Origin of the sequence: Erythrobacter sp. GH1-10, from assembly GCF_045363165.1 — a bacterium.
In the GTDB taxonomy this organism is placed as follows: Bacteria; Pseudomonadota; Alphaproteobacteria; order Sphingomonadales; family Sphingomonadaceae; genus Erythrobacter.
This window is the reverse complement of the sequence record NZ_JBJFLP010000001.1, coordinates 2,243,337-2,266,891: the sequence shown is the minus strand read 5'-3', so window position 1 is coordinate 2,266,891 and position 23,555 is coordinate 2,243,337. Positions and strand designations below refer to the sequence as shown.

At 62.4% G+C, this 23,555-nt stretch carries 17 protein-coding genes; 6 read left to right on the top strand and 11 right to left on the bottom strand.

Features of this window, described 5'->3' with window-relative positions; translation table 11 throughout:
- Positions 1 to 41 precede the first annotated feature (41 nt).
- Complete coding sequence (locus ACI5KX_RS11230; RefSeq protein WP_406810745.1) at positions 42 to 308, bottom strand: acylphosphatase; 267 nt, start codon at positions 306 to 308, stop codon at positions 42 to 44.
- Entirely contained in the window at positions 305 to 976 is a 672-nt protein-coding gene (locus ACI5KX_RS11225) for a hypothetical protein (protein ID WP_406810744.1), read from the bottom strand. The genes ACI5KX_RS11230 and ACI5KX_RS11225 overlap by 4 nt, the downstream gene beginning before the upstream one ends.
- A gap of 96 nt (positions 977 to 1,072) precedes the next feature.
- On the opposite strand from ACI5KX_RS11225, the gene ACI5KX_RS11220 reads away from it, so the two are divergent.
- Entirely contained in the window at positions 1,073 to 1,372 is a 300-nt protein-coding gene (locus ACI5KX_RS11220; protein WP_406810743.1) for a GIY-YIG nuclease family protein, read from the top strand.
- A 544-nt stretch (positions 1,373 to 1,916) separates the two neighbouring features.
- On the opposite strand, the gene ettA is transcribed toward ACI5KX_RS11220, so the two are convergent.
- On the bottom strand, positions 1,917 to 3,590 hold the full coding sequence (gene ettA / locus ACI5KX_RS11215) for an energy-dependent translational throttle protein EttA (RefSeq protein WP_406810742.1): 1,674 nt from the start codon (positions 3,588 to 3,590) through the stop codon (positions 1,917 to 1,919).
- A gap of 164 nt (positions 3,591 to 3,754) precedes the next feature.
- Here ettA and ACI5KX_RS11210 point away from each other — a divergent pair, with 164 nt between their 5' ends.
- The 4 genes from ACI5KX_RS11210 to ACI5KX_RS11195 all read left to right on the top strand — a co-directional run bounded on the left by ACI5KX_RS11210 (position 3,755) and on the right by ACI5KX_RS11195 (position 9,100).
- Positions 3,755 to 4,972, top strand: coding sequence for a diguanylate cyclase (locus ACI5KX_RS11210; RefSeq protein ID WP_406810741.1), 1,218 nt, complete (start codon positions 3,755 to 3,757; stop codon positions 4,970 to 4,972).
- Positions 4,973 to 5,028: 56 nt separating this feature from the next.
- Positions 5,029 to 6,444: a M28 family peptidase gene (locus ACI5KX_RS11205; protein WP_406810740.1), complete on the top strand. Its 1,416-nt coding sequence runs from the start codon at positions 5,029 to 5,031 to the stop codon at positions 6,442 to 6,444.
- A 158-nt stretch (positions 6,445 to 6,602) separates the two neighbouring features.
- Complete coding sequence (locus ACI5KX_RS11200) at positions 6,603 to 7,976, top strand: glycosyltransferase (protein ID WP_406810739.1); 1,374 nt, start codon at positions 6,603 to 6,605, stop codon at positions 7,974 to 7,976.
- A complete protein-coding gene (locus ACI5KX_RS11195; protein ID WP_406810738.1) occupies positions 7,973 to 9,100 on the top strand; it encodes a YbhN family protein in 1,128 nt (375 codons plus the stop codon). Before ACI5KX_RS11200 ends, ACI5KX_RS11195 begins: the two co-directional genes overlap by 4 nt.
- A gap of 6 nt (positions 9,101 to 9,106) precedes the next feature.
- Here the strand turns inward: ACI5KX_RS11195 and ACI5KX_RS11190 are convergent, their stop codons facing one another.
- From ACI5KX_RS11190 to ACI5KX_RS11175, 4 genes are all read right to left on the bottom strand, one after another.
- Positions 9,107 to 10,279, bottom strand: a complete 1,173-nt coding sequence (locus tag ACI5KX_RS11190) for a DUF1501 domain-containing protein (protein ID WP_406810737.1) — start codon at positions 10,277 to 10,279, stop codon at positions 9,107 to 9,109.
- Position 10,280: 1 nt separating this feature from the next.
- Positions 10,281 to 11,729 carry a DUF1800 family protein gene (locus tag ACI5KX_RS11185; protein ID WP_406810736.1) on the bottom strand — a complete coding sequence of 483 codons (1,449 nt, stop codon included), beginning with the start codon at positions 11,727 to 11,729 and terminating at the stop codon, positions 10,281 to 10,283.
- A 161-nt stretch (positions 11,730 to 11,890) separates the two neighbouring features.
- Positions 11,891 to 13,393, bottom strand: a complete 1,503-nt coding sequence (locus ACI5KX_RS11180; protein WP_406810735.1) for a tryptophan halogenase family protein — start codon at positions 13,391 to 13,393, stop codon at positions 11,891 to 11,893.
- 3 nt (positions 13,394 to 13,396) lie between these two features.
- On the bottom strand, positions 13,397 to 14,089 hold the full coding sequence (locus ACI5KX_RS11175; protein WP_406810734.1) for a DUF6445 family protein: 693 nt from the start codon (positions 14,087 to 14,089) through the stop codon (positions 13,397 to 13,399).
- Between the two features lie 381 nt (positions 14,090 to 14,470).
- Here ACI5KX_RS11175 and ACI5KX_RS11170 point away from each other — a divergent pair, with 381 nt between their 5' ends.
- Positions 14,471 to 17,242, top strand: coding sequence for a TonB-dependent receptor (locus ACI5KX_RS11170; protein ID WP_406810733.1), 2,772 nt, complete (start codon positions 14,471 to 14,473; stop codon positions 17,240 to 17,242).
- 66 nt (positions 17,243 to 17,308) lie between these two features.
- Here ACI5KX_RS11170 and ACI5KX_RS11165 read toward each other — a convergent pair whose 3' ends face one another.
- Genes ACI5KX_RS11165 through ACI5KX_RS11150 form a run of 4 tightly spaced genes read right to left on the bottom strand, consistent with a single transcriptional unit; the run spans position 17,309 to position 23,348 of the window.
- Complete coding sequence (locus tag ACI5KX_RS11165) at positions 17,309 to 18,829, bottom strand: tryptophan halogenase family protein (RefSeq protein ID WP_406810732.1); 1,521 nt, start codon at positions 18,827 to 18,829, stop codon at positions 17,309 to 17,311.
- Between the two features lies 1 nt (position 18,830).
- Positions 18,831 to 19,859, bottom strand: a complete 1,029-nt coding sequence (locus ACI5KX_RS11160; protein ID WP_406810731.1) for a LacI family DNA-binding transcriptional regulator — start codon at positions 19,857 to 19,859, stop codon at positions 18,831 to 18,833.
- A gap of 16 nt (positions 19,860 to 19,875) precedes the next feature.
- The gene (locus ACI5KX_RS11155) at positions 19,876 to 21,522 is read right to left on the bottom strand and encodes an alpha-amylase family glycosyl hydrolase (RefSeq protein ID WP_406810730.1); all 1,647 of its coding nucleotides are present in this window, start codon (positions 21,520 to 21,522) and stop codon (positions 19,876 to 19,878) included.
- A complete protein-coding gene (locus ACI5KX_RS11150) occupies positions 21,519 to 23,348 on the bottom strand; it encodes an alpha-amylase family glycosyl hydrolase (protein ID WP_406810728.1) in 1,830 nt (609 codons plus the stop codon). Before ACI5KX_RS11150 ends, ACI5KX_RS11155 begins: the two co-directional genes overlap by 4 nt.
- Positions 23,349 to 23,555: the final 207 nt, after the last annotated feature.

The following is a 23,555-nucleotide window of genomic DNA, read 5'->3' as shown; positions in this document are numbered from 1 at the left end:
AGGGGATGCACCGTGTATGGTTAACGGCGAGTAAAGCGTGTTCAACGCCGCTCGAACGTGTCGAAGCCTTCGCCCGGCACTTCGCGCGTGTCGATGTGTGTGGGTGCGGCGCGGGGAGGGCCGCCGCGCATGGCCTCGATCATGCGGGCGATGGTTTCGCGTTCGCCCTCGAGCTGCGCCTCGACCGTGCCATCGGGCAGGTTGCGCACCCAGCCGGCGATGCCGAGCGAACGCGCGGTCGCGACCGTCCAGTCGCGGTAGAACACGCTCTGGACCTTGCCATGGATGATGCAGTGCGTGGCGGTCACCCTGCCCGCTCCTGATCGCGCGCCTCGCGAAACATCAGGATCGCCTGCAGCGCGAACCCGCCGGTCATCGCGAGGAACACGCCGAACGAGGCGTTCGCGCTCATCCCGAAAGCGTCGGTGACAAAGAGGATCGCGGCGATGGGCATGATCGTCCGCCCGCCCCAGCGCATCAGCCACGTGACCAGCCCGTCCTTCGGCAAAATGAAGGTGAACACGACGAGCGAGAACGCCGCGAGGTGCAGCTTCATGCCCGACACGAACACATGCAGCGCGATCCGCTCGCCGGTGATTTCCTGCCCCGCACCGGCAAGGCCGAGCGAGCCCATCATCATCAGGTTTTCGGAGATATCGAGCAGCATGGTGGCGATAATCCCGAGCCCGCTCGCCCAGGCGGCGAGCGGGCAGCGATCGTAAAGGGCGAGCACCGCGAACACGACCGCGCCCGCATAGGAGAGCGCGAACAATCCGTCGAGGAACAACGCCGTCCGCAGCGCCGGATTGGCGGCCTCGAGGATGGCGGTGAAGGTAGCGGGGTCCGAGGAGACCTCCAGCGGATCCTGCGCCGCCGTGCCCTTGGAGGACAGGATGACGCCAGACCCCATCAGCATGAGCGCAAGCGCGAGCAGGCTGAACACGCCAGCGACGCGAAACGATGCGGCTTTGGTCATGGCGTGGCTTTGCGACATGGGGCGGAGGATACACGTATCGCAGTTCTCGTCACCCCGGGCTTGACCAGGGGTCCCGCTTGCCCTCAACCATCTGAAATGTATCGCGAAGCACATGGCGGTTGGGTTTGCATGATGGCGGACCGCTATCGAGGCATGATCTACGTGGGCGTGACGGCGGACCTGGCGTCGAGGGTAACGCAGCACCGAGAGGGGCGCGGTTCGGATTTCTGCGCCAAGTATGAATTGAAGCGGTTGGTCTTGGCGGAGCGGTTTGCGACTATCGAAGAGGCAATCGCCTTCGAAAAGCGCCTCAAACGCTGGCGGCGAGAATGGAAGATTGAGTTGGTCGAAAAGTCCAACCCCAGCTGGGACGACCGGTTCGATCAATTGATGTGAGAATTCTCCCCAACGTCATCCCGGCCCCCGAGCCGGGATCCCGCTTACTTCTTACTTTGCGCAAACAAGCAAGTAGCGGGACCCCGGATCAAGTCCGGGGTGACGCCATAAACAATCCCCAAGCAATTTGTACTCATGTTGCCAGCATGTTCCAGTTCGTCTAAGCAAGAAATCCGGTCTGAAGCGGAGCGTCTGGTAAACGGCCACCGATTTTTGGATCGAGAGGCGGGCGGTATTCCCAGTTCCTTAGCGGTCCGGTGGACCGTCGAATTGGCTCCGCGCACCAAACCGCCAGACCGAAGCATACGCGTGTGTCGTGGTCAGCCCGGAAGCTACTGACGGAGGATATCCGAAACGTAGTCGCGAATTCCGTCAACCTTTCACGTCGGCGGCGCGCCGCGGCCTGGGAGATCGGTTATGCCGAAATTCCAAGTCGAGGTAGAAGTTAAGACTACGGTCAATATTGCAGCCGTCATCCGATGGACCGCTATCGCGATCTGGCTCTTAGCCTAACCAAGGGGCGGGGAAACCCGCCCCTTTTTCGTCAACGCGTCAGCTTCTTATAAGCCAACCGCGTAGGCCGATCAGCCGCGTCGCCAAGCCTGCGCCGCTTGTCTTCCTCATACGCCTCGAAGTTGCCCTCGAACCACTCGACGTGCGAGTTGCCCTCGAACGCGAGGATGTGCGTCGCTAGGCGGTCGAGGAAAAAGCGGTCGTGCGAGATTACCACGGCGCAGCCGGCGAAGTTCTCGATTGCGTCTTCGAGCGCACCGAGCGTTTCGACGTCGAGGTCGTTGGTCGGTTCGTCGAGCAGCAGGACGTTGCCGCCCTGCTTGAGCATCTTGGCCATGTGGACGCGGTTGCGTTCGCCGCCGGACAGCTTGCCGACATTCTTCTGCTGGTCCTGCCCCTTGAAGTTGAACGCGCCGACATAGGCGCGGGTCGACATGTCGTGGCCGTTGACCTTCATGTAATCGAGCCCGTCGGAGATTTCCTCCCACACGTTATTAGTCGGCGTCAGGTCGTCGCGCGACTGATCGACATAGCCGAGGCGCACGGTGTCGCCGATCTCGATCGTGCCGCTGTCGGGGGTTTCCTGTCCGGTGATGATCTTGAACAGCGTCGATTTGCCCGCGCCGTTGGGGCCGATCACGCCGACGATCCCGCCCGGGGGCAGCATGAAGGAGAGGTTTTCGAACAATAGCTTGTCGCCATAGGCCTTGGTGATGTTCTTCGCCTCGATCACCTTGCCGCCCAGCCGCTCGGGCACCTGGATGACGATCTGCGCCTTGCCCGGCGTGCGGTTGCCCTGCGCTTCCTGCAGTTCCTCGAACTTGCGGATACGCGCCTTCGACTTGGTCTGGCGCGCGCTGGGCGTCTGCCGGATCCATTCGAGCTCGCGGTTGAGCGCCTTTTGCTTGCCGCTCTCTTCGCGGCTTTCCTGCTCGAGCCGCTTGGCCTTCTTCTCGAGATAGGTCGAGTAGTTGCCTTCATACGGGTAGTAGGAGCCGCGATCGAGCTCGAGGATCCATTCCACCACATTGTCGAGGAAATAGCGATCGTGGGTGATCATCAGCACCGCGCCGGCATATTCCTTGAGGTGGTTTTCGAGCCATTCGACGGATTCCGCGTCGAGATGGTTTGTCGGCTCGTCGAGCAGCAGGATGGAGGGTTTCTGGATCAGCAGGCGGGTGAGCGCCACGCGGCGCTTTTCACCGCCCGAAAGGTTTTCGACGCTGGCATCCGAAGGCGGGCAGCGCAGCGCTTCCATCGCGATTTCGAGCTGGTTGTCGAGCGTCCAGCCATCGACCGCGTCGATCTTGGTCTGAAGATCGGCCATTTCATCGCCGAGCTTCTCGTAATCGGCATCGGGCTCGGCCATCTGCGCGGCGACCGCGTTGTAGCGTTCGACGAGGTCGGCGGTTTCGCGGGCGCCGTCCTTTACGTTTTCGAGCACGGTCTTCGAGGTGTCGAGCTCCGGCTCCTGCGGCAGGTAGCCGACGGTGATGTTCTCGCCCGGCCATGCCTCGCCCGAGAAATCGGTGTCGATCCCGGCCATGATCTTCATCAGGGTCGATTTGCCCGCGCCATTGGGGCCGACGATGCCGATCTTTGCACCTTGGTAGAATTGCAGGTTGATGTTCGAGAGCACCGGCTTGGGAGCACCGGGGAAGCTCTTGGTCATGCCTTTCATGACATAGGCGTATTGCGCGGCCATTTGGGGTCGTCCTTGTCGGTCGGAAGTCTGGAAGAGATTGCTTGCCAGGGCAAATAGTGCGCGCGCGGGGCAAGGGCAAGGCGGCTTGGGACCCGTAGTCGCGGTTAGCGGTGCCTTAACCCGCCCCTGCTACGAGAAAATCCTGATTTTCAAAGGGGTCGTACGTGCCGGAACAGGTGCTCGGGCTGATCAATCCCGGGATGTCATTGATATTCGCGGTCGGCGCGCTGATCCTGTGGTTGAGGGACCGTGGGAAGCGATACCTGCTGGGCTTTGTGCTCGCCCCGTTGGCGATCGGCGTGAGCCTTTCGATAAACCATTTCACGCCAAACCCCGAGGCGCTTCTGCCGCGGGTGGGCATGCACACATTTAGCCTGCTGGCGAGCATTTCCTTCGCGTGGGCGGCCTGCACCCGCCTGGGCAAATCGACCCCGCTCAAGACCTGGCTGGCAACGGCGGTCTTCGTCGGCATCCTGAACGCGATTGCCGTGAGCGTGGAGAGCTTCGCTGCCAGCCTGTTTGTGGTCAATGCGGCCTGCGGCATCGTGTTCGTAATGGCAGCGCAATTGCTTGCGCAAGCCGGCTCGCGCGCGATAGTCGATCGGGTGCTGGTTTGGCTGTTCGCGCTGATCGCTGCGCAGTTCTTCGTTCGACCGGTCGTCGTCATCATGATGGAAGGTGCGATGACGGCCACCGAGTATCGCGAGTCCGTCGGCTATGCGATCCTTACGGCGAGCGCGGCGATCATGACCCTGTTGCTCGCATCTGCCGTTCTCGCAGCCGTCCTCTCTGACCAGATTCGCGATCTGCAATTGCGCTCGCAAAGCGACGCGCTGACGGGTCTTCCTTTGCGTCGCGGGTTCGAAGAGCGGGTCGAACGCACGCTGGGCGAGAGCGAAGAAGTCGAGACGCCGCTGAGCCTGATCCTCGCCGACATCGACCATTTCAAGCAGGTCAACGACATCTGGGGCCATCAGGTCGGTGATCGCGCGATCGCAACCTTCGGGGAACTCATCGCCCGTACGATCCGCAACACCGACCACGCCGGTCGCATCGGAGGCGAAGAATTCTGCGTCCTCGTTTGGGATTGTACGGCGAGGGAAGCGGAGGGGCTTGCGGAGCGCTTGCGCAAGTCATGGGCCGCGATGGCGCATGAAGGCATCAGCGAAGATGTCCGTCTGACCGCGAGCTTCGGGGTGACGGCGATCAATCGCGGAGAGGGGTATGCGCGCGCCTTCTCCCGTGCCGACCAGGCGCTGTACGAGGCCAAGGAGGCAGGCCGCGACAGGGTGGTCGTGGCCGGTGAAAGGCGTGGAAGAAGTGTCGAGCCGATCCATGCCTCTGGACGCGATTTGGAAGAGCGCGTTACGAGCGCGGCCTAGCGGACCGACCGCATTACCGGTTTACAGCGTCGGCGCCCTTGCCTAGCTGCCTGCCTATGAAAAAGACCGTCTTCGCGCTCGCCGCGCTCTCGCTTTCGGCCACTGCAGCCATCGCGGTTCCCCCGCCCGCTCCTTCGCTGGAAGATCAGGCAGAGGCCGCACTGGAGCGCGACGAGGTTGCATGGGATTTCGTCGAGGGGATCACCACCGAGGTCGGCCCGCGACAGGCTGGGACCGAGGCGGAAAAGCGCGGTCGCGACTGGGCTGTCCGGTGGCTTGGATCGAACGGTTTCACGAATGTCGCGGTCGAGCCGTTCGAGATGGACACCTGGGTTCCTGGAGACATCCACCGCGCTCGGGTGACTGCGCCGTTCACGCAGGATTTCGTGATACAGCCGCTCGGCAACAGCGCCGCGACGCCCCCAGGCGGGCTGACCGCGGAACTGGTGTTTTTCCCGACGCTCGACGATCTGCAGGCGGCCCCGGCAGGCAGCCTTGCGGGCAAGATCGCTTATGTCAGCCACGAAATGCGGCCGGCGCAGGACGGATCGCATTACGGCTATTATGGAGGGGCACGGTTCGTCGGACCCGGTATTGCGGCGAGCAAGGGCGCAGCGGGCATCGTGATAAAGTCGATCGGCACCGATTATCACCGCAACCCGCATACCGGAGTCACGCGCTTCCCCGAAGGCGTGGACCCGATCCCGGCGGGAGCGCTGAGCGTGCCGGACGCTGAAAACCTGGAAAGGATGTTCGCTCGCGCCGGCGATGCACCGGTGATCTTGGAGCTCGAGCTCAATCCGCGAATGATCGGCAAGCAGCAGAGCGGCAATGTTGTCGCCGAGATAGTTGGCCGAAATCCCGAGCTGCCGCCGGTTTTGCTCGCGTGCCATATCGACAGCTGGTGGAACTCCCCCGGCGCGTTCGATGACGGTGCGGGCTGCGGGATCATAGTTGCCGCTGCCAAACACGCGACTGCCTATGGCCGGCAACTGCGCACCGTGCGGATCCTGATGGCGGGTGCCGAGGAAGTCGGCCTTTACGGCTCGATCGCCTACAGCGCGGCCCATATCGACGAGCCGATCGCTGTCGGGCTGGAAAGCGATCTCGGAGCCGACCGGATCTGGCGCTTCGAGAGCAATTTCCGCGAGACCAATCCCGGCCTGCACGCGAAGATTGCCAAGGCCATCGCCCGTTTCGGCGTGGCCGATTCGACCATCCGCGCAAGCGGCGGCGCGGATCTGAACATCGCGCGCGACCAAAAGGCGGCAATCATCGACCTCCAGCAGGACGGGACGCGCTATTTCGACCTTCACCACACCCCCGACGACACGCTCGACAAGATCGACAAGGCGCAGCTTCGCCAAAATGTCGCGGTCTGGACGATGGTGGTCGGAATCCTCGCCAACGAACCGCGTTCGATCCTGACCGGCGGGGTCATTCCAAGTGCGCCGCCCGTGATGGAGCAGTAAGACGCGACAATCCGTCGCTTTGTCGGCGCCGGGGTTTAACTTCGGGCGTCCGGCCCTATCTAGCCGCGGAAATTTGACGCCAGAGCGTGCGATTTGTAGGGGACGCGCGCCGATCCGGTCGTGTGTTCGACGCAACTAAGAAAGAACAGTGGTCTCATATGACGCGGAACCGCAGTCCCATCGATAACGTGGAAGGGCAGTCCGAATTGGACGATGCGGTTCTGGGCGCATCGCTCCCGTTCATGGACGATGCGGTCGCTTCCGGGGCAACGACCTCGGCGGGCGTGCAGAGCCTGCCCGAGAACACCCTGATCTGCGATCTGACGCAAAGCTGGTCGGCAAGTGGCGGGGGCGGGATATCCACCTACCTCAAGGAAAAGAAGCGCTTTTTCCAGGAAAATACCGGGCACCGCCTGCTCCAGATCGTGCCGGGGCCCGAAGACAAGATCACTGTCGAAGGGCGCACGATCTTTGCGGAGGTCGGCGCGCCGCAAGTGTGGGGAAGCCCCAATTACCGTTGGATCAACCGCAACGACGCCGTGTTCGAGCTGCTGCGCGAATACATGCCGAACATCATTGAAAGCCAGTGCCCGTGGGTCCTGCCGTGGCTGGCGATCCGGCATCGCTGGAAATATCCCGATACTGCGCTCGTAGCCGGTTACCGGACCGATTTTCCCAACGCGCAAATCTACCGCGTGATGAAGGATCTGTCGGGCCACTACCCCGCGACTTTCTTCAAGAACGTCGGCTATTTCTATGCCTGGATGACGTACAACCGGTTCGACCGGGTCTACACGCTCAACCGCGAGGCGGAGCGGATGATCAACAAAGTCGGTCAGACAAACACCGGCGTCCTCGGCCTGGGCGTGAATGTCGACCAGTTTTCGCCGGCTCATCGCGATCCCGATTATCGCCGCAAGGTCGGCCTGCCCGAAGGCAAGGGGCCGCTGCTGATCTATGCCGGGCGGCTGGACAACGAGAAACGCGCATACACGCTGGTCGAGATGTTCAAGAACCTGCCGCCCGAACTGGGCGCGGGGATGGTGCTGCTGGGCGAAGGCAAGCTGCGCGAAAGCCTGATCGAACAGTCGCAGGGGCTGCCGGTCGCATTTCCGGGCTACATCACCAATCGCAAGGATCTCGCGACGGCGCTCGCCAGCTGCGACATCTATGTCAGCGGCATGGCGGACGAGACTTTCGGCATTTCGGTGCTCGAGGCGCAGGCTTCGGGACTTCCGGTGGTCGGCGTCGCCAGCGGCGCGATGCCCGAGCGTGTGCCCGACGGCACCGGTGCGCTCGGCCCGGTCGACGATTGCGTGGCCATGGCCCAGAACGTCGTAAAGGTATGGCGCGGCGACTATGCGGGAATGCGCGAGCGTTCGATCGAGCTTGCCAATTCGCACAACCGCTGGCAGCAAACATTCGAACAACTGATTAATGTCGAATATGTCGAGGCGTTGAAGGCACGCGATGCGCGCCGGAATGGGTCCATCGCCGAGCCATTGAAACGCGCCTTGAGCTTCGCATCGTGACCCAAACCAACCCTAGCGAAAACGAAACGACCCGGGTGGAAGACCCGGCGGTCGATCATCTGCGCAACCTGCCGCGCAGGACGCTCACGATTGCGCTTTCGATCCTTCCGATCGTCGCGCTCGGGAACGTCGCGGTGCTGGTCTATTCGCTGGGCGGAATCGACATCAGCGAGAAGGTGAAGCAGCCGGGCATGCTGTGGCTGGTCGCCGCGCTGGTCTTCGTGCCGATGATCGCCAATTCGGTGCGGCTGTCGATCTGGGCGCGGTTTCTCGACCTCAAGCTCGGCTTTCGCGGCTCGCTCAAGGTGATCACAGGTACGATGGTGGCCAACTCGGTGACGCCATCGGCGACCGGAGGCATGCCGATCAAGATGCTGTTCCTGATGGGCGAGGGGGTCGATTCCCGCCGCTCGGTGACGCTGATATCGTTCCAGGCGGCAGAAGACACCTTCCTGCTGGTGGGTATGCTTGCCGCCTGTCTCGGCATCACCGGGTTTGCGATGTTCGAATTCTTCAGCTCCGATCCCGAGCTGCTCGCCAGGCTTGATGCTTCGCTACGGACCGCGAGCATGGTCGTGCTGTGGGTGCTGGTGACGCTGGCGGTGCTTGCGCTGGTGATCGCAGGCGGTCTGATGGGCAACAGCGTGCGCGACTGGGCGCGGCGGTTTTCCCGGCGGGTCAAAGGATGGATATTCCAGATCGCCGAGGATTGGCTGGCGGTCTTCAAGCGCGGCAAGGGCGTTGCGCTGGTGAACCTCGGCTTCTCCGCACTGCAGTGGGTGGTGCGGTTCTCGATCGCCGGACTGGTGCTCGCGGCGTTCGGGGTGGAATGGCAACCGGCGCTCTTCTGGTTGCTGCAATACCTCGTCCAGACGATCAGCTCGATTGTCCCGACGCCCGGCGGCGCGGGCGGTGCGGAGGCGGCCTTCCTGCTGCTGTTCGCGCCTTTCGTGGCGATGGGTGTGCTCGTCCCCGCGATGAGCACGTGGCGGCTGATGCATTTCTACCTGCCGCTGGTCGGTGCCGCATTGACATTTTTCCTGCTGCACCGGTTGGACCGCGCGAAGGCCAAGGCCGAGCCGGAAATCGAAGCGGACGACGCGATACCGCAGCCGGCCGAATAGGCTGTGTCAGCTGCGGGCGATGCCCGTCAGTGGCGCGTCGGCATGGTCGGGGAACAGGCGTTTCATCGTCGGCTTCGCATCGAGCCCGAGATGTTCCGCAGCGGCTCCTGCAAACAGGCTTTGCAAGGCCAGTGTGGGCTTCACGTCGCGCCCCTCGTAGAGCTGGTGATTGGCGAGTCCGGGCCAGTCCGAGATCGTCCTACCTCCTCTTACATTGCCGCCCATCACGATTGCCGCTCCGCCGGTCCCATGATCGGTGCCGTTGGTGCCGTTGAAGCGCGCCGTGCGCCCGAATTCGGTTGCGACCAAAACCATCGTATCCTGCCAGCGCGCTCCCATCCCCGCGCGATAGGCCCCGAGCAGCGTATCGAGCTGTGTTGCCTGGCGGCGGAAGATGCCCCCTTGGTTGGCGTGGCTGTCCCAACCGCCGATTTCGATAACCCCGATGCGCGCCCCGGCATCTTCGCGCATCAGCGAGGCGGCCAGTTCGCCCGCCCGCTGAGCATCCTGCAATCCGCGCATATCGCTGTCGTTGGCCATTTCGCGCGTCTCGAGCGCTTGCTCCCATAGGCCGGAAAGCTGCGGATCCTCGGCGTAGAGTTGCCCGACACGTGAGCGGAAATCCTCGCTCGCCCCGCGCAAGGCGGAAGGGGCATAATTCGATGCGGGCGCTTCCCCTCGCAACACCAGCGGCATCGTCGGCGAGATCGCCAGCGCGCTCGGTACCTGCCCGGTCTCTTCAGCCTTGAGGGCGACGAGGCGATTGAGCCACCCGTCGGTCTTGGCATAGGGCACTGCGGCCCCTGTCTCGAGCATGTTCTGGCCATCGAAGTGCGAGCGTTCGCGGTAGGATGTGGCCGCCGCATGGACGAACAGCGCCTGTCCCGCGGAATAGGCAGCGCCGATGTTCTCCAATGTGGGATGTATCGCGAAGAAGCCGTCGGCGCGTCGCGCGCCTTCGTAGTCGGGCAAGGCCCGTTCGCGGAGGCGGACGAAATCCGGATCGCCGACCGGAGCGAGCATCGCGAGGCCGTCCGCCGCGCCGCGAAGGATCACGAACAGCAGGTTCCGCGTACCCGAACCCTTGGCGAAGGCCAGCCGGGGCGCTCCGAGCGCGATCGATCCGGCCAGACTTCCCGCAAGCACGGCCCGGCGGGTGATGGAGCTTTTGGTCGCCATGTTACCTCCGCATCATTTCAGGCGAGACCAGCAGAAGGCCGAGCGCCTGACCGTCGCTTTCTGCCCGGCTGAGCCAGAGCCTGGTGTGGTCGCTCAAAGCATCGGGAAACGCCCGCTCGGCGCGTTGCAACAGCCCGTCTGCCGGAACGATACGAGCGATCCTTTCGGCAAGATCTACCCTGCGAAACAAGGCATCGGGTCCGGCCCAGCTGCCTTCGATATCGTCGTAGCCGGCGGGCGAGGGCGCTCCCCATGGCAACTGCCCCAATTGCTTAAGCGCGTTGGCAATCCGGCGATCCTCGAGAGCTCCTGCCCCGGCGAAGCGAAGCACAGATATCAGCCATTCCTGCGGCTGGCGGTATTTGACGGGTCCGACGGTCCAGCATTCGGGTGCTTCGACCAATCTTCGGGTGAGGCTGGCGAGATCGCCGCCGGTCCGGTTGAAATCGTTTTCGAGCCGCGAAACGAGGCTTTCCGGCGGCTCGTCTCCCGCGAAATGTCGCGCCAGTTTGGTCGCAATGAAGCGGGCCGTCGAAGGGTGGGTCGCGAGATCGTCGAGCACGTCGAGGGCTTGCTGCGCGCCCTCGCTGCGATAGGTCTTGCCGAGGATGGTGCGGGTGCCCGGCTCGTGCGCGACAACTGCGAACACCGCACCGCCCGGCTGCGGCTGCGCGATGCGATCGAGCCGGGCGAGGCCGGAGATCGACCAGCCGGTGAGCGCGCGGGCGAACCCGGTCACGTCATCCTGGCTGTATCCGCCGTTCACGCCGAGCGTGTGCAGTTCCATGATCTCGCGCGCCAGGTTTTCGTTGAGTCCCCGTCGACGAAAGCGGCGTTGGACCATCGAATTCGGTCCGATCGACTGGAATTGGTCGAGGTAGATCAGCATCGCCGGATGGAGAACGGCGGCCTTGAGCAGGTCGGAGAACTTTCCCAGCACACGCGGACGAATCGCCGAAAATTCGTGGTTGCCGACCTGATGCGGGGTTCCGGCTTTGCGTGCGCTGACACTGAAATGGTTCGACCAGAAGTGGACCAACCGCTCGATAAAGGGAGTATCGCTGGCGACAGCTATGTTGATCCTCAGCGCGATGTCGCGGCGCACGATGCGCCCGCCATCGAGAAACGCGTTGCGCAGGTCCTCGGGCAAATCCGCCAGTGGCCCGGCACGCTCCCGTGCGGCCATCAGCTGTTTCTCGGACACCTGCTGTACTGCGTCGTCCGCCATCGTCCGAAGGCGCATCGCTCGGCGCTCGAGCCGTTGGAGGCGCAGCGTCTCGAGGATTTCACCAGCCCTGTCGGATGTGTCCTCGCGTCCGGCAAGCGCGGCGGGCGAGGCCTCGAAAGCATCCATTTCACGCAGCAGCGAGCGTTTGGGATCGTCAGGGACAACTTTGCCCTTCCTTATCCCGTAGCCGAAGCGATTGAGAGCGATGTGGGTCGTGCTCATGGCCGATCTCGCGCAATCCTGTGCTGCTCCTTTAAGAACCACTGTGAACCCCAACGATCGGCGTGTCACGTACAGGGGTGTCGCAAATGGTCGCAATGGTTGGCCTAACGTCGCAGGGCGGCAAACCCTTCGCGATCAGGCCCAAAACATCGATCAACCGGTCACACCGATTGGCAGTGCTGCGCCAGGAACTGCTCATGGCTGGGGAGCGGATGCACGGCCTTTTCGATCACCGTGCGGACGTTGCCGAGGAATTCGTCGAGCTGCGCGTCAGACATGGAATCGGCCATCGGATCGTGGCTGGCGGGCGTGAGCCCTTGGCCCAGCATCACCTGGACCCAGCTCGCTTCGCGGAAGAGATCGTCGGCATCGCGCCCGACGCGTCCGGACGACGCGAACAGCTCCTGCTTGTGGCTGACGCTGTCCGGCACATCCATGTGGCTGCAATAGTTCCAGAATTCGGAATCATCGCGCTCGGTCTGCTTGTAGTGGAGGATCAGAAAGTCGCGGATTTGCTCGAATTCCTGAGCGCAACGGCGATTGTATTCGTCGCGCTCGGCGCTGCCGCCGCCTCCGCGTGGAAACAGCTGGATCAGGCGGCTGACATGCGACTGGATGAGGTGGATGCTTGTCGATTCCAGCGGTTCGAGAAAACCGCTCGACAGTCCGATGGCGACGCAATTGTGCGACCAGAAGCGCTCGCGCCGACCGGTTGTGAACCGGATCGGGCGCGGATCGGTGAGCGGCTTGGTGTCGAGCCCAGCGAGCAGGGTCTGGCCGGCTTCCTCATCGGAGATGAACCCGCTGCAATAGACATGGCCGTTGCCGGTTCGGTGTTGCAACGGGATGCGCCATTGCCAGCCCGAGGGCTTTGCCGTCGCGCGGGTATAGGGCACCAGCGTATCGAGCCGCTCGCTCGGCACCGCTTGCGCGCTGTTGCAAGGCAGCCATTTCGACCAGTCGCGATAGCCCACGCCGAGCTCCTCGCCGAGCAGCAGGGCGCGAAAGCCGGTGCAGTCGATGAAGAAGTCGCCCGCAACCTCGCGTTCGCCCTCGAGAGTAATCGAGTCGATGTCGCCGCTTTCGGGATCGCGCGTAACCGATGTGACGATACCTTCGGTGCGGGTGACGCCGAGCTGTTCGGCAAAAGCGCGCAGATATTTCGCATAAAGCCCGGCATCGAAGTGATAGGCATAGGCGAGGCCGGTCATGGCCGTGCTGCCGACGCGGTCAAGCTTGCCGAATTTCGCCTGATCGGCGGCGAGACGATGCAGCGAATAGTGCCAAAGGTCCTTGGTATGCCCTGTCGCAGAGGCGCGTTTCCAGTATTGGTGGAATGGCACCCCTGCGAGGTTGAGGCCCGCATCCCCGAACGTGTGCAGGTAGCTTGAGCCTATCCGCCCCCAGTCGACGAACTCGATACCGAGCTTGAACGTGCCGTGGGTGTGTTTGAGGAAATCGTATTCGTCGAGGCCGAGGATTCCGTTCAGACGGATGATCTGCGGGATCGTCGCCTCGCCGACACCGACCGTGCCGATCGCATCGGATTCGACCAGCTCGATTTCGATCGTCCTGCCCAGCAGCCGGGCGAAGGCGGCGGCGGCAATCCAGCCTGCGGTACCGCCTCCGACGATCACCAGTTTCTGAAGTTTGGATTCACCCATGGGCTACAATGGCCGGAAGAAGGCGTTGATAGTCAAGCGCCCGGTGCGCGGATCGGCGGATAGTTCGGCGTCGTTGTCGATGATCCCGGAGTGCAGCAGGTTGCCGCGATAGAACACCGCCTGGTTGAAGGCGCCGCTGGTCGCATGGATCCGCTCGAAGTGCGGCGCGCCGTCGGTGACGTAGCGGGCAGGGGGCAAGCCCGCCTTGCGGACGTCGTCCTGAAGCGCGGCTGCGTATCGTGGATAGGTTTCGTCGGTCAGCGCTTCGAACCCGGTCGATCGGTGGCGGAAGAACGCGGTGCCGCCGTGACCGGTCTGATGCAGGTAAAGCATCATTGCGAGCTGGTCGGGATCGGTTCCGTCGACATGCGGAAAGCACTGCAGCGGCACGAGGTCGCGAGGAGGCGTCGTCACGATTGAATACCACGCCTGGATCGCCCAACCTTTTCCGGCCTTGCCGAATGTGTCCTCCATCAAAGGCGAAAGCTGCCGCAGCCACGCATCGGCGACAGCCGAATCGAGCGGAGCGCGGATACCGGGATATTGCGGCGTGATCTTTGCAAAATTTTGCAAACAAGCACTGTTCATCGCAGTATCCGGCGACTGAAGAAAGTCGTGGATCGTGACAAAATTATGATTTTGCTGGGAAAAGGTTCCGGCCTGCGCACCAGTCGGTGAAATCGCCCAGCTTCCCATTTGCAAATTCGCCTGCTGCGCTCCGTTCCCGTGTTGTTTTGACGGTATCAAGTGCGCAGCCGATTGCCAACAAGATACCATTAAAATGCTGAAAAATAGACGTTAAAATGCATTTGTTAGCAGAGCTCCTCCGCCGGATTTAGGGTGTTTTGCGGGATATGGAGCGCAAAAGTGTGACCGGAGTGCCACAAATTGTTGATAGTTCGCGTGGGCCCGGTGCTTACAAGTCCCATATTCGCATACGAACGCCGAAAGGTAGAGGAAAAATAGATATTTAAGGGGAGTTCGGCCAGTCAGAGATTGGCGATTTACCTTATCGGTTTTCTCCGCTATGAAAAAAACTGCAAACACGTACCAAGCGTGATGCCTGGGGAGGACTGAATGGGACTTAAGCGTTACTCTGCCAATGCCCGGCTGCTCTGCGGAGCGGCGACCGGACTGGCCATGATGGCAACGGCGATGCCTGCCGTTGCCCAGGACACTCAAACCGAAGATGTCGCCGAGGATGAAGGCAACGTCATCATCGTCAGCGGGATCCGCGCGTCGATCGAGACATCGCTCGATGCCAAGCGCGAAGCGAATTCCATCGTCGAGGTGATCTCGGCCGAGGATATCGGGCAGCTGCCCGATCTCTCGATCGCAGACTCGCTGGCTCGCCTGCCCGGCGTCACCGCGCAGCGTGTTCGCGGTCGCTCGCAGCAGATTTCGATCCGCGGCCTCGGCCCGGATTTCTCGCTCGCGCTGCTCAACGGCCGCGAAGTCGTTTCCGCCGGTAACAATCGCGGCATCGAATTCGACCAGTTCCCGTCCGAACTCATCGGGCAGGGTATCGTCTACAAGACCGCCGACGCGCGTCTCGCGGCGACCGGTATCGCCGGTGCGGTCGATCTGCGCACGGTGAGGCCGCTCGATTTCAATGAGCGCACGATCAACGTCTCGGCACGCTACGTGCTCAACGACCAGGGCAGCCTGAACCCCGATTTCGCCGACGACGGATATCGCTTCTTCGCGTCCTACATCGACCAGAATGCCTCTGGCACGCTGGGCTGGGCGATCGGCGCAACCGTGCAGTCGAACCCGACGCAGTTCATCAGCCGCGAGTTGAAGACCAACCAGTTCCAGGTCTCGCGCGATGCGAACGGCCTTATCTATCCGGCAGACAACCCCCGCCAGGGCGTGGTCAGCCGCGAATTCGAACGCGTCTCGGTCGCAGGCACGCTGCAATTCGAGCCGAGCGACCGCGTCGCGATTACGCTCGACGGTCTTTACAGCGACACCAAGGATTCAGGGATTTTCCGCGGAACGGAAACGCCGATCGCTTCGTGGTCGGGCGCCAGCTTCGACGGCGCGCAAGGCTCCGGCCCGTTTGCCGACAGCGCACAATATTCGGCAGTCGTCCCGATCCTTCGGACCGACACCGAAGGCAACGAATCCGAAATCTGGGCCGCCGGTATCAACGTCGATTTCGCTGTGAGCGACAATCTCAGCTTCGTAGTCGATTACGGCTATTCGAAGCTCGATCGCAACGACATCGACTACGAAAGCTACGCAGGCACGGGTCCGGCCCGCTCGGGTGCGCAGGACACGCTGAATTTCACCTTCCCGGAAAACGGCGAATACACGATCGACGGCCTGCTCGATTACACCGATCCCGCCAACGTCCTGCTCACCGATCCGGGCGGCTGGGGTCAGGTCGGTTTCATCAAGCAGCCGATCATCCAGGACGAACTGCACCAGCTGCGTGCCGAGGCCGAATGGGAATTCGACGGCGGTTTCCTAGACAGCATCCAGGTGGGTTGGCTGTACACCGACCGCGAGAAGAATTTCGATTCGAACGAGAGCTTCCTGCGCCAATCGGGAGCCTTCGTGAACGGTGCGTTCATGCTTCCCGCAAGCGCGATTGTCGGCACCACCGATACGAAGGATCTCGGCAACGATATCCTCGCCTACGATCCTTCGAGTTTCCTGACCGATGGCACCTACACTGTCGAAAAGGCGACCTTCGACACGCAGTGGACGGTCAACGAAAAAGTCCACAATTTCTACATTCAGGCCAATATCGACACGATGTTGGGCGATGTCCCGCTGCGTGGAAATATCGGCCTGAAATACGCCGATACCGAGCAGTCGTCGACCGGCACGATCGGGGGCGGCGTCAATTTCGTCGAGGACTCTTACGACGACTGGCTGCCGAACCTGAACCTCAGCTTCGAGGTCGCTGATGGCACCTTCTTCAAGGTTGCCGCGGCGAAGACGATTACTCGCGCACGGCTCGACCAGCTGGCAGCCAACCAGGATATTTCGACAAATCCGCTCGCGTGCGCGGACACGGACAACGATCAGATTCCGGATACGGTGCTTGCCTTCAATCCGCCGTCGGTGGTCTGTTTCAACCTGGGTGGCGGAAACCCGTTCCTGCAACCTTACGAAGCAACGGCATTCGATCTTTCGTTCGAAAGGTACATTTCGCGCGGGTCGGCGCTGGTCATCGCCGCCTTCTACAAGGATCTGTCGGACTGGGTTATCGATTTCAATGAGACGATCGATCTCGAGCAGCAAATCGTCAATGCCGGCTTCGGTTCGATCCTCAACACGGCACCCGAATTGTCGACGGGATCGTTTTCCGGCCCGGTCAACTTCGGCAGCGGGTCGATCTACGGGATCGAGACGACATTCCGGCTCGACTTCGCCGATCTGACCACCGCGCTCGACGGGTTCGGCGGAAGCTTCAGCTACACGCTGGCAGAAGCCGAAGTGCAGGACCAGAACGAGGATTTCCTGCCGATCCCCGGTTATTCGGAAGAGGTGTGGTCGGCCGATCTGTTTTACGACAAGAACGGTCTGCAGGCCAAGGTCAGCGCACGTTACCGCAGCGGCTTCCTGTCCGAAGTTCAGAACTTCGACGGGAGCCTGAGCGGCGCGGATGCGCTGAGCGAGACGATTGTCGACGCCCAGATCGGCTACACGTTCCAGGAAGGCGCTGGGGTCCTCGAAGGGCTTGGCTTCCAGTTCGAGGTCTTCAACCTGACCGACGAACCGTTCGTGACACAGAACGACTTGTTCAGTGCCTCGGGCAATCAAGTCGGCACCTTCCCGAGCCGCCACGAGATTTACGGGCGGACATTCAACTTCACCGTCAAGAAATCGTTCTAACAGAGTTGGGTCGCAACTCTCCAAGGAGGGCTCGCCGGAAACGGCGGGCCCTTTTTTTGTGCCCTATCAGACGGCGAGCGGAGAGGCGCAGTGCCGCGCAAGGAAATCGGCGTGGGCGGGCATTTCCGCCACCGCCTCGCGCATCGCATCACGGATCGCCCTCATGCGGTCGGCAACGGGCACCACGTCGCGCATCTGGGCCAGCGCGGGCGCGCGCTGGGGGACGATATCCTGGCCGAGATAGACTGCGATCCAGCTGGGGTTGGCGAACAGTTCGCGCTCGTCGGCGACCAGCATTCCGTGATTGCGGAAGTGGTCGATCTTGTATTGCAGGCTGTCGGGGATCGCCATGTTCGCGCAGTAGCGCCACAGCTCGGAATCGCCGCGTGTGGTCGCCTTGTAGTGCAGGATCAGGAAGTCGCGGATGCGCTCGTATTCGGCGATGGTCTGGCGATTGTACTCCCGCGCCAGCAGCGGAGACATCTGCGTGTCGGGCAGCAGCGCGATCAGGCGCAGGATGCCGTACTGGATGAGATGCAGGCTGGTCGACTCCAGCGGCTCCATGAAGCCCGCCGACAGCCCGATCGCGACGCAGTTCTTGTCCCAGAACTTGCGCCTGCGCCCGGTGACGAAGCGCAGCGTGCGCGGATCGCCGAGCGCCTCGCCGTCGAGCGAGGTCATCAGCTCGGTCGTCGACTGATATTCGTCGATGAAATCGCTGCAATGGACGTAGCCGTTGCCAGTGCGGTGCTGGAGAGGGATACGCCACTGCCACCCGGCGGACTTGGCGGTCGAGCGGGTGTAGGGCGTGATTTCCGCCTGTTTGGCGCAGGGCACCGCGACGGCGCGGTCGCACGGCAGCCAGTGGCGCCAGTCTTCATAACCGGCCTTGAGCGCGTCTTCGATCAGGAGCCCGCGAAAGCCGCTGCAATCGATGAAGAATTCGGCCTCGATCTCTTCGCCGCTGTCTAGCGTCACGCTCTTGATGAAGCCGTCTTCGGCGCGCAGCGTGGCATCGACCACGCGGCCCTCGATCCGCGTGACCCCGCGCGCTTCGGCGTATTTGCGCAGGAAGGCGGCGTAGAGCCCGGCATCGAAGTGATAGGCATAATCGAAGGTCGACTGGATCCTGCGCCGATCGGCCTGCGGGTGCGCGAACTTGCCCGCCTTTGCCATCGCCCAGCACATCGAGAACTCGTCGATCGGCCCCTCGATCCGCCCCGCGAGCTTCTCGCGCATCCAGTAGTGGTAGAAAGGCACGGTATCGAATTCGGCGCCATATTGGCCGAAGGGATGGAAGTAGGAGTGCCCCAGCCGCGACCAGTCGACGAACTGGATGCCGAGCTTGTAGGACCCGGCAGTCTCCTTGACGAAAGTCGCCTCGTCGATGCCCAGCCGCTGGTTGAATTGGCGGATCGGCGGGATGGTCGCTTCGCCTACCCCTACGGTGCCGATCGCTTCGGATTCGATGAGTGTGATAGCGCAGCTTTCGCCCAGGGCATCGCTCAGCGCCGCCGCGGTCATCCATCCGGCGCTCCCGCCTCCGACAATGGCGATTGTCTTCAGGGCTCGGGCGTTGTGCGCCATTTCAGCCTCCGCAACTGTCCCGAATAAGCAGGCTGGTTTCGAGACGCTCCGAGGTCGCCTGTCCGCCCTGCGTATCGATCAGCTTCGACACCAGCATCCGCCCGGCAAGGTTGGTGTCCTGATCGATGGTGGTAAGGCGCGGGGTGACCAGCCGCGCGGCGGGAATGTTGTCGTACCCGACGACCGAGACGTCCTCGGGGACCGACCGGCCGCTCAGCGTTAGCGCGCGGATTGCGCCGATCGCGATCAGGTCGGATGCGGCAAAGATGCCGTCGAATTCGATCCCGCGATTGATCGCCGAACGTGTCGCGGCCTCGCCCGATTGCACGTCGAAATGCGCCGGGATCGTGAGCGCGTCGTCGAGCGCGACGCCGGCCTCATCCAGCGCCTGGCGGTATCCGCGAAACCGCTGCTCGGCCTCGGGAGCCTCGGTGTCACCGAGGAACAGGATGCGCTTGCGGCCCAGCCTGAGGAGGTGCGAGGTCGCCCGGCGCCCGCCCGCGACATTGTCCGATCCGACCGAGCAGTATTTGGCGTCGGGAAATTCCGCGCCCCAGACCACGAAACGGTCGTCGCGATCGGCAAGCGCGTTGAAGGCATTGTGAAGCGAACTCTGGCCGATAAAGATCATGCCGGTCGCGCGGCTGGTGGTCATCGCGAATTCGAGATCTTCGTCCGAGCGCGGGAAGATATGGCTGATGACGAGATCGGCGTTGCGATCGCGTGCGGCCTCGGTGATGCCGGCCAGCAATTCGAGGAAAAACGGGTCGGCGACGCGGGAGTCGCGCGCCTGAGGGGCGGGAACGATGACGGCGATGGTCGCTTCTGCGCCCACCGGGCCATTGGGCATGGTGCTGCGGAAATCGTAATCGTGCGCCCGCGCGATCTTCCAGATTTCCTGCTTGGTCCGGCGCTTTACCGCAGGGCTGTCGTTGAGCGCCCGCGACACGGTGGAAATCGACACGCCCGCTTCGCGCGCGATGTCTTCCAACCGCGCATTCTTCTTCGCCTTGGTGTCGCTTCCCTGCATGCCGCCGGTCGTTCCCCTATTTCGCCCAATAGCCGGATCGGGCTTCGATCCGATCGCGAATCGCGTTGCCGCCGTTCACGGTGTCCTGATCGGCAACCATCCTGGCTGAGGCAAATTCCTCCGGCGGCGCCCAATCAATCGCCTGCTCGCCGAGATTGAATGCGCACAGCACATCGCCTTGATCCGATGTCCGGACGAATGCGACGATCTCCTCGGGAGTGTCAAGCAAGCGGCTCGCGCCATCGACAAGCGCGGGAAGCGAATTGCGCAGCGCCAGCAGTTCGCGGGTGTAGCTCACCATCGATCCGGGATCGCTCCGCTGGCGATCGATTGCCCGCTCCTTGTGCGCTTCGTCGAGCTTGAGCCAGGTCCGGTTCGCGTTCGAGAAACCCGCCTGCGGCGCGTTGGCTTCCCACGGCATCGGCGTCCGGGCCCCGTCGCGCCCGAGCGTGTGCGGCCAGTTGGCGATGGCTTCGGGGTCCTGCAGATCCTCGAAGGCGACATGGCCCTGCGGCAGGCCCAGTTCCTCGCCCTGATAGATGATCGGGTTGCCCCTCAGCGATAGCAGCAGGAGCATCGAAAGCCGTGCCATTCGGTCGACATCGCCATCTTGCGCCCAGCGGGTGATCGCGCGCGGAGCATCGTGGTTGGAAAACGCCCAGCTCGGCCAGCCTTCGCCGGGCGTGCCGTCCCAGTTGGAAAGGCTGCTGCGGACGCGGTTTGCCGTAAGCTCGGGGGCGTAGAGAAAGTCGAAATTATACGCGGAATCGAGCCGCTTGCCGTCCTCGGTGAAGGCTTTCATTTCGGCAAGCGGATCGGGGCCGCCAACCTCGGCCACCGTGAAGCGCCCCGAATACCCGTCGATCGTCGCGCGGATGCGTTCGAGGAAGGCCGGAATATCCGCGTGGCTCTGGTTGTAGACCTTGTCCTGCATGTCGAAGGGGCGGGTGACTCGCTCCATCGGCACGCCCGAAGGCGGATTGTCGCGCAATTGCGGATCGTGCATCGAGAAATTGAGCGCATCGAGCCTGAACCCGTCCACCCCGCGATCGAGCCAGAACCGCGCAACATCGAGCAGCGCGTCCTGAACCTCGCGGTTATGGACGTTAAGGTCCGGCTGCGAGGCCAGGAAATTGTGCAGGTAATACTGGCGGCGCGGGCCGTCCCATTGCCACGCCGAGCCGCCGAACACCGATTGCCAGTTGGACGGGGGCGAACCGTCGGGCTTGGGATCGGCCCAGACATACCAGTCGGCCTTGGGGTTGGTGCGATCCTGACGGCTCTCATGGAACCACGCGTGCTCGTCAGACGTGTGCGAATAGACCTGATCGATGATGACCTTCAGCCCGAGATCGTGCGCCTTGGCGATGATCGCGTCGAAATCCTCGAAGGTGCCGAAGCTCGGATCGATCCCGCAATAGTCGGCGACGTCGTATCCGAAATCCTTCATCGGAGAGGTGAAGAAGGGCGAAATCCAGATGCCGTCGACGCCCAGATCCGCGATATAGTCGAGGCCCTTCACGATCCCGCGCAGGTCGCCGATCCCGTCGCCATTGGTGTCACGAAAGCTGCGCGGATAGATCTGGTAGATCACAGCGCCGCGCCACCAGTCGTCGTTTGCGGCAATATTCATCTTGCCGGTCATCGGCAGCGTCTCGTTCATTTATCTGTCTCTGATAGGCGGGCGAGGCACCAGCCGAAGGGTGCGAGCTGCAGCTTGAGGCTGCCCGGGGCGTCAACAGCATCCGGGCAGGTGCCGTGAAGGGTTTCGATCGAGCGGGCAGTGTAGCCGATGGCGGTTGAAGCCCCGAGCTTCTCGCCCGACGTGTTGAATGCAAGCAGGTACTCCGCGCCGGTCTCAGGATCGAAGCGCGAAAAGCTGACGAGGCCGGGTCCGGTGTCATTGTAGCTGCGCACGACCTGCCTGCCGCTCCGCAAGGCAGGGTGTCTGGCGCGGATTGCGGCGAGGTCGCGGACCAGCATGTAGATCGGGTGGGCGGTGTCGAAATTGGCTTCCGCCGTCGTCGCATCAGTCCCGATCAGGTCGTTGTCGTTGTAGCTTGCGGTCGCGCTCGGGAACATGTCCTCACGCGCGGCCTGATCGTTGCCATCGCCGACGAAGCCCTGCTCGCTGCCCGAATAGATTACCGGAGATCCGCGCAAGCTCATCAGCATGGCGTGGCCGAGCAGGGTGCGGGCCAGCAATTCTTCCTGCGAAATGCCGGGATTTGCGGATTTCACGAGGGTCGAGAAGCGACCCATGTCGTGATTTCCGAGGAAGGTGGGCATGGCGAGGGCAGCGTCTTCGCCGCCCTCGTAGTTCACGTCGCCTGCGAACATGTCGACCAGCACCGCCGGGGGCTGGTTGCCGCCGACGACATCGCGCACCGCCGCCTGGAAGGCGAAATCGAGCACGGCGGGGAATCCGTCGCGGTTGGTGAACTGCGCAAGAAAGCCGCTGTTCGGGCTGTCCGAATAGACTTCCCCGAAGATATGGAAGTTGGGAATGCCCTCGGCCTCGGCCGTCTCGAGCATGGCGGGGACGAATTTCTGCCAGAATTCGGGATTTACGTGCTTAGCGGTATCGATGCGAAAGCCGTCGATGCCGAAGCGGGTGATCCAGCTGGCGTAGATTTCGATCATGCCGTCCACCACGCGCGGGTGTTCGGTGTAGAGATCGTCGAGCCCGGCGAAGTCGCCGTAGCGACTGCTCTCGCCGCTGAAAGTCGTGCTCCCGCGGTTGTGGTAATAGATCGGATCGTTGAGCCAGGCGGGGATTTTGACTTGTCTTTCGGCTTCGGGGACGACCGGGGTGTAGGCATAATCGGGCGATGTGAGCCGCGCGAAATTCTCCACCGTCAGCACGTCGTCGCCCATGAAGCCCTGATTGATCGGCTCCCCGGTCGAGGCGCGGCGCGAATAGGGATAGTCGGCGAGTCTGCGATAGGAATAGTCGCCATCGGCGTACTGGATCACGTCCGCCGTGTGGTTGGTGATGATGTCCATATAGACCTTCATCCCGCGAGCGTGCGCAGCCTCGACGAAAGCCTTGAATTCCGCGTTGGTGCCGAAATGCGGGTCGATGCTGGTGAAATCGGTCACCCAGTATCCGTGATAGCCCGCGCTCTCATTGCCTTCCGGCCCCTGGACCGGCTTGTTCTCGAAGATCGGCGCAAACCAGATCGCGGTGACGCCCATGCCCTGGATGTAGTCGAGCTTTTCGGTCAGCCCTTTCAGGTCTCCGCCGTGGTAGAAGCCCTTGTGGGAAGGGTCGAAACCGTGCGTCAAGCGATCACCGGCAATCCCGCCGGTGTCGTTCGACGGGTCGCCGTTTTCGAAGCGATCGGGAAGGACGAAATAGACCACCTCATCCTCGGGTGCGCGGTCGCGGAAGCTCTCTTCCGCAGCCGGCGGTTCTTTCATCGCCCACGCCGCACCGGCGATGCCGATGCAGGCGGCCGCTGCAGGCAGCAAGATTCGTCTCAGCATTGACCCCTCCTGCAAAACTGAATGCCATCATCCGCGATATTTTGCAAATCTTTGTAAACGACAGAGATCGATCCTGCGCTTGCAATGAAGACATGTAAAATCAGTGGCTTCATTGGAGAACATACGAATGCTTTGGCGATTGCTCTCCCCAATCCACAAAGATTCTTGCAAATTTTTGCAGAAAAGGCACACTGTCTGCCCGAAGCG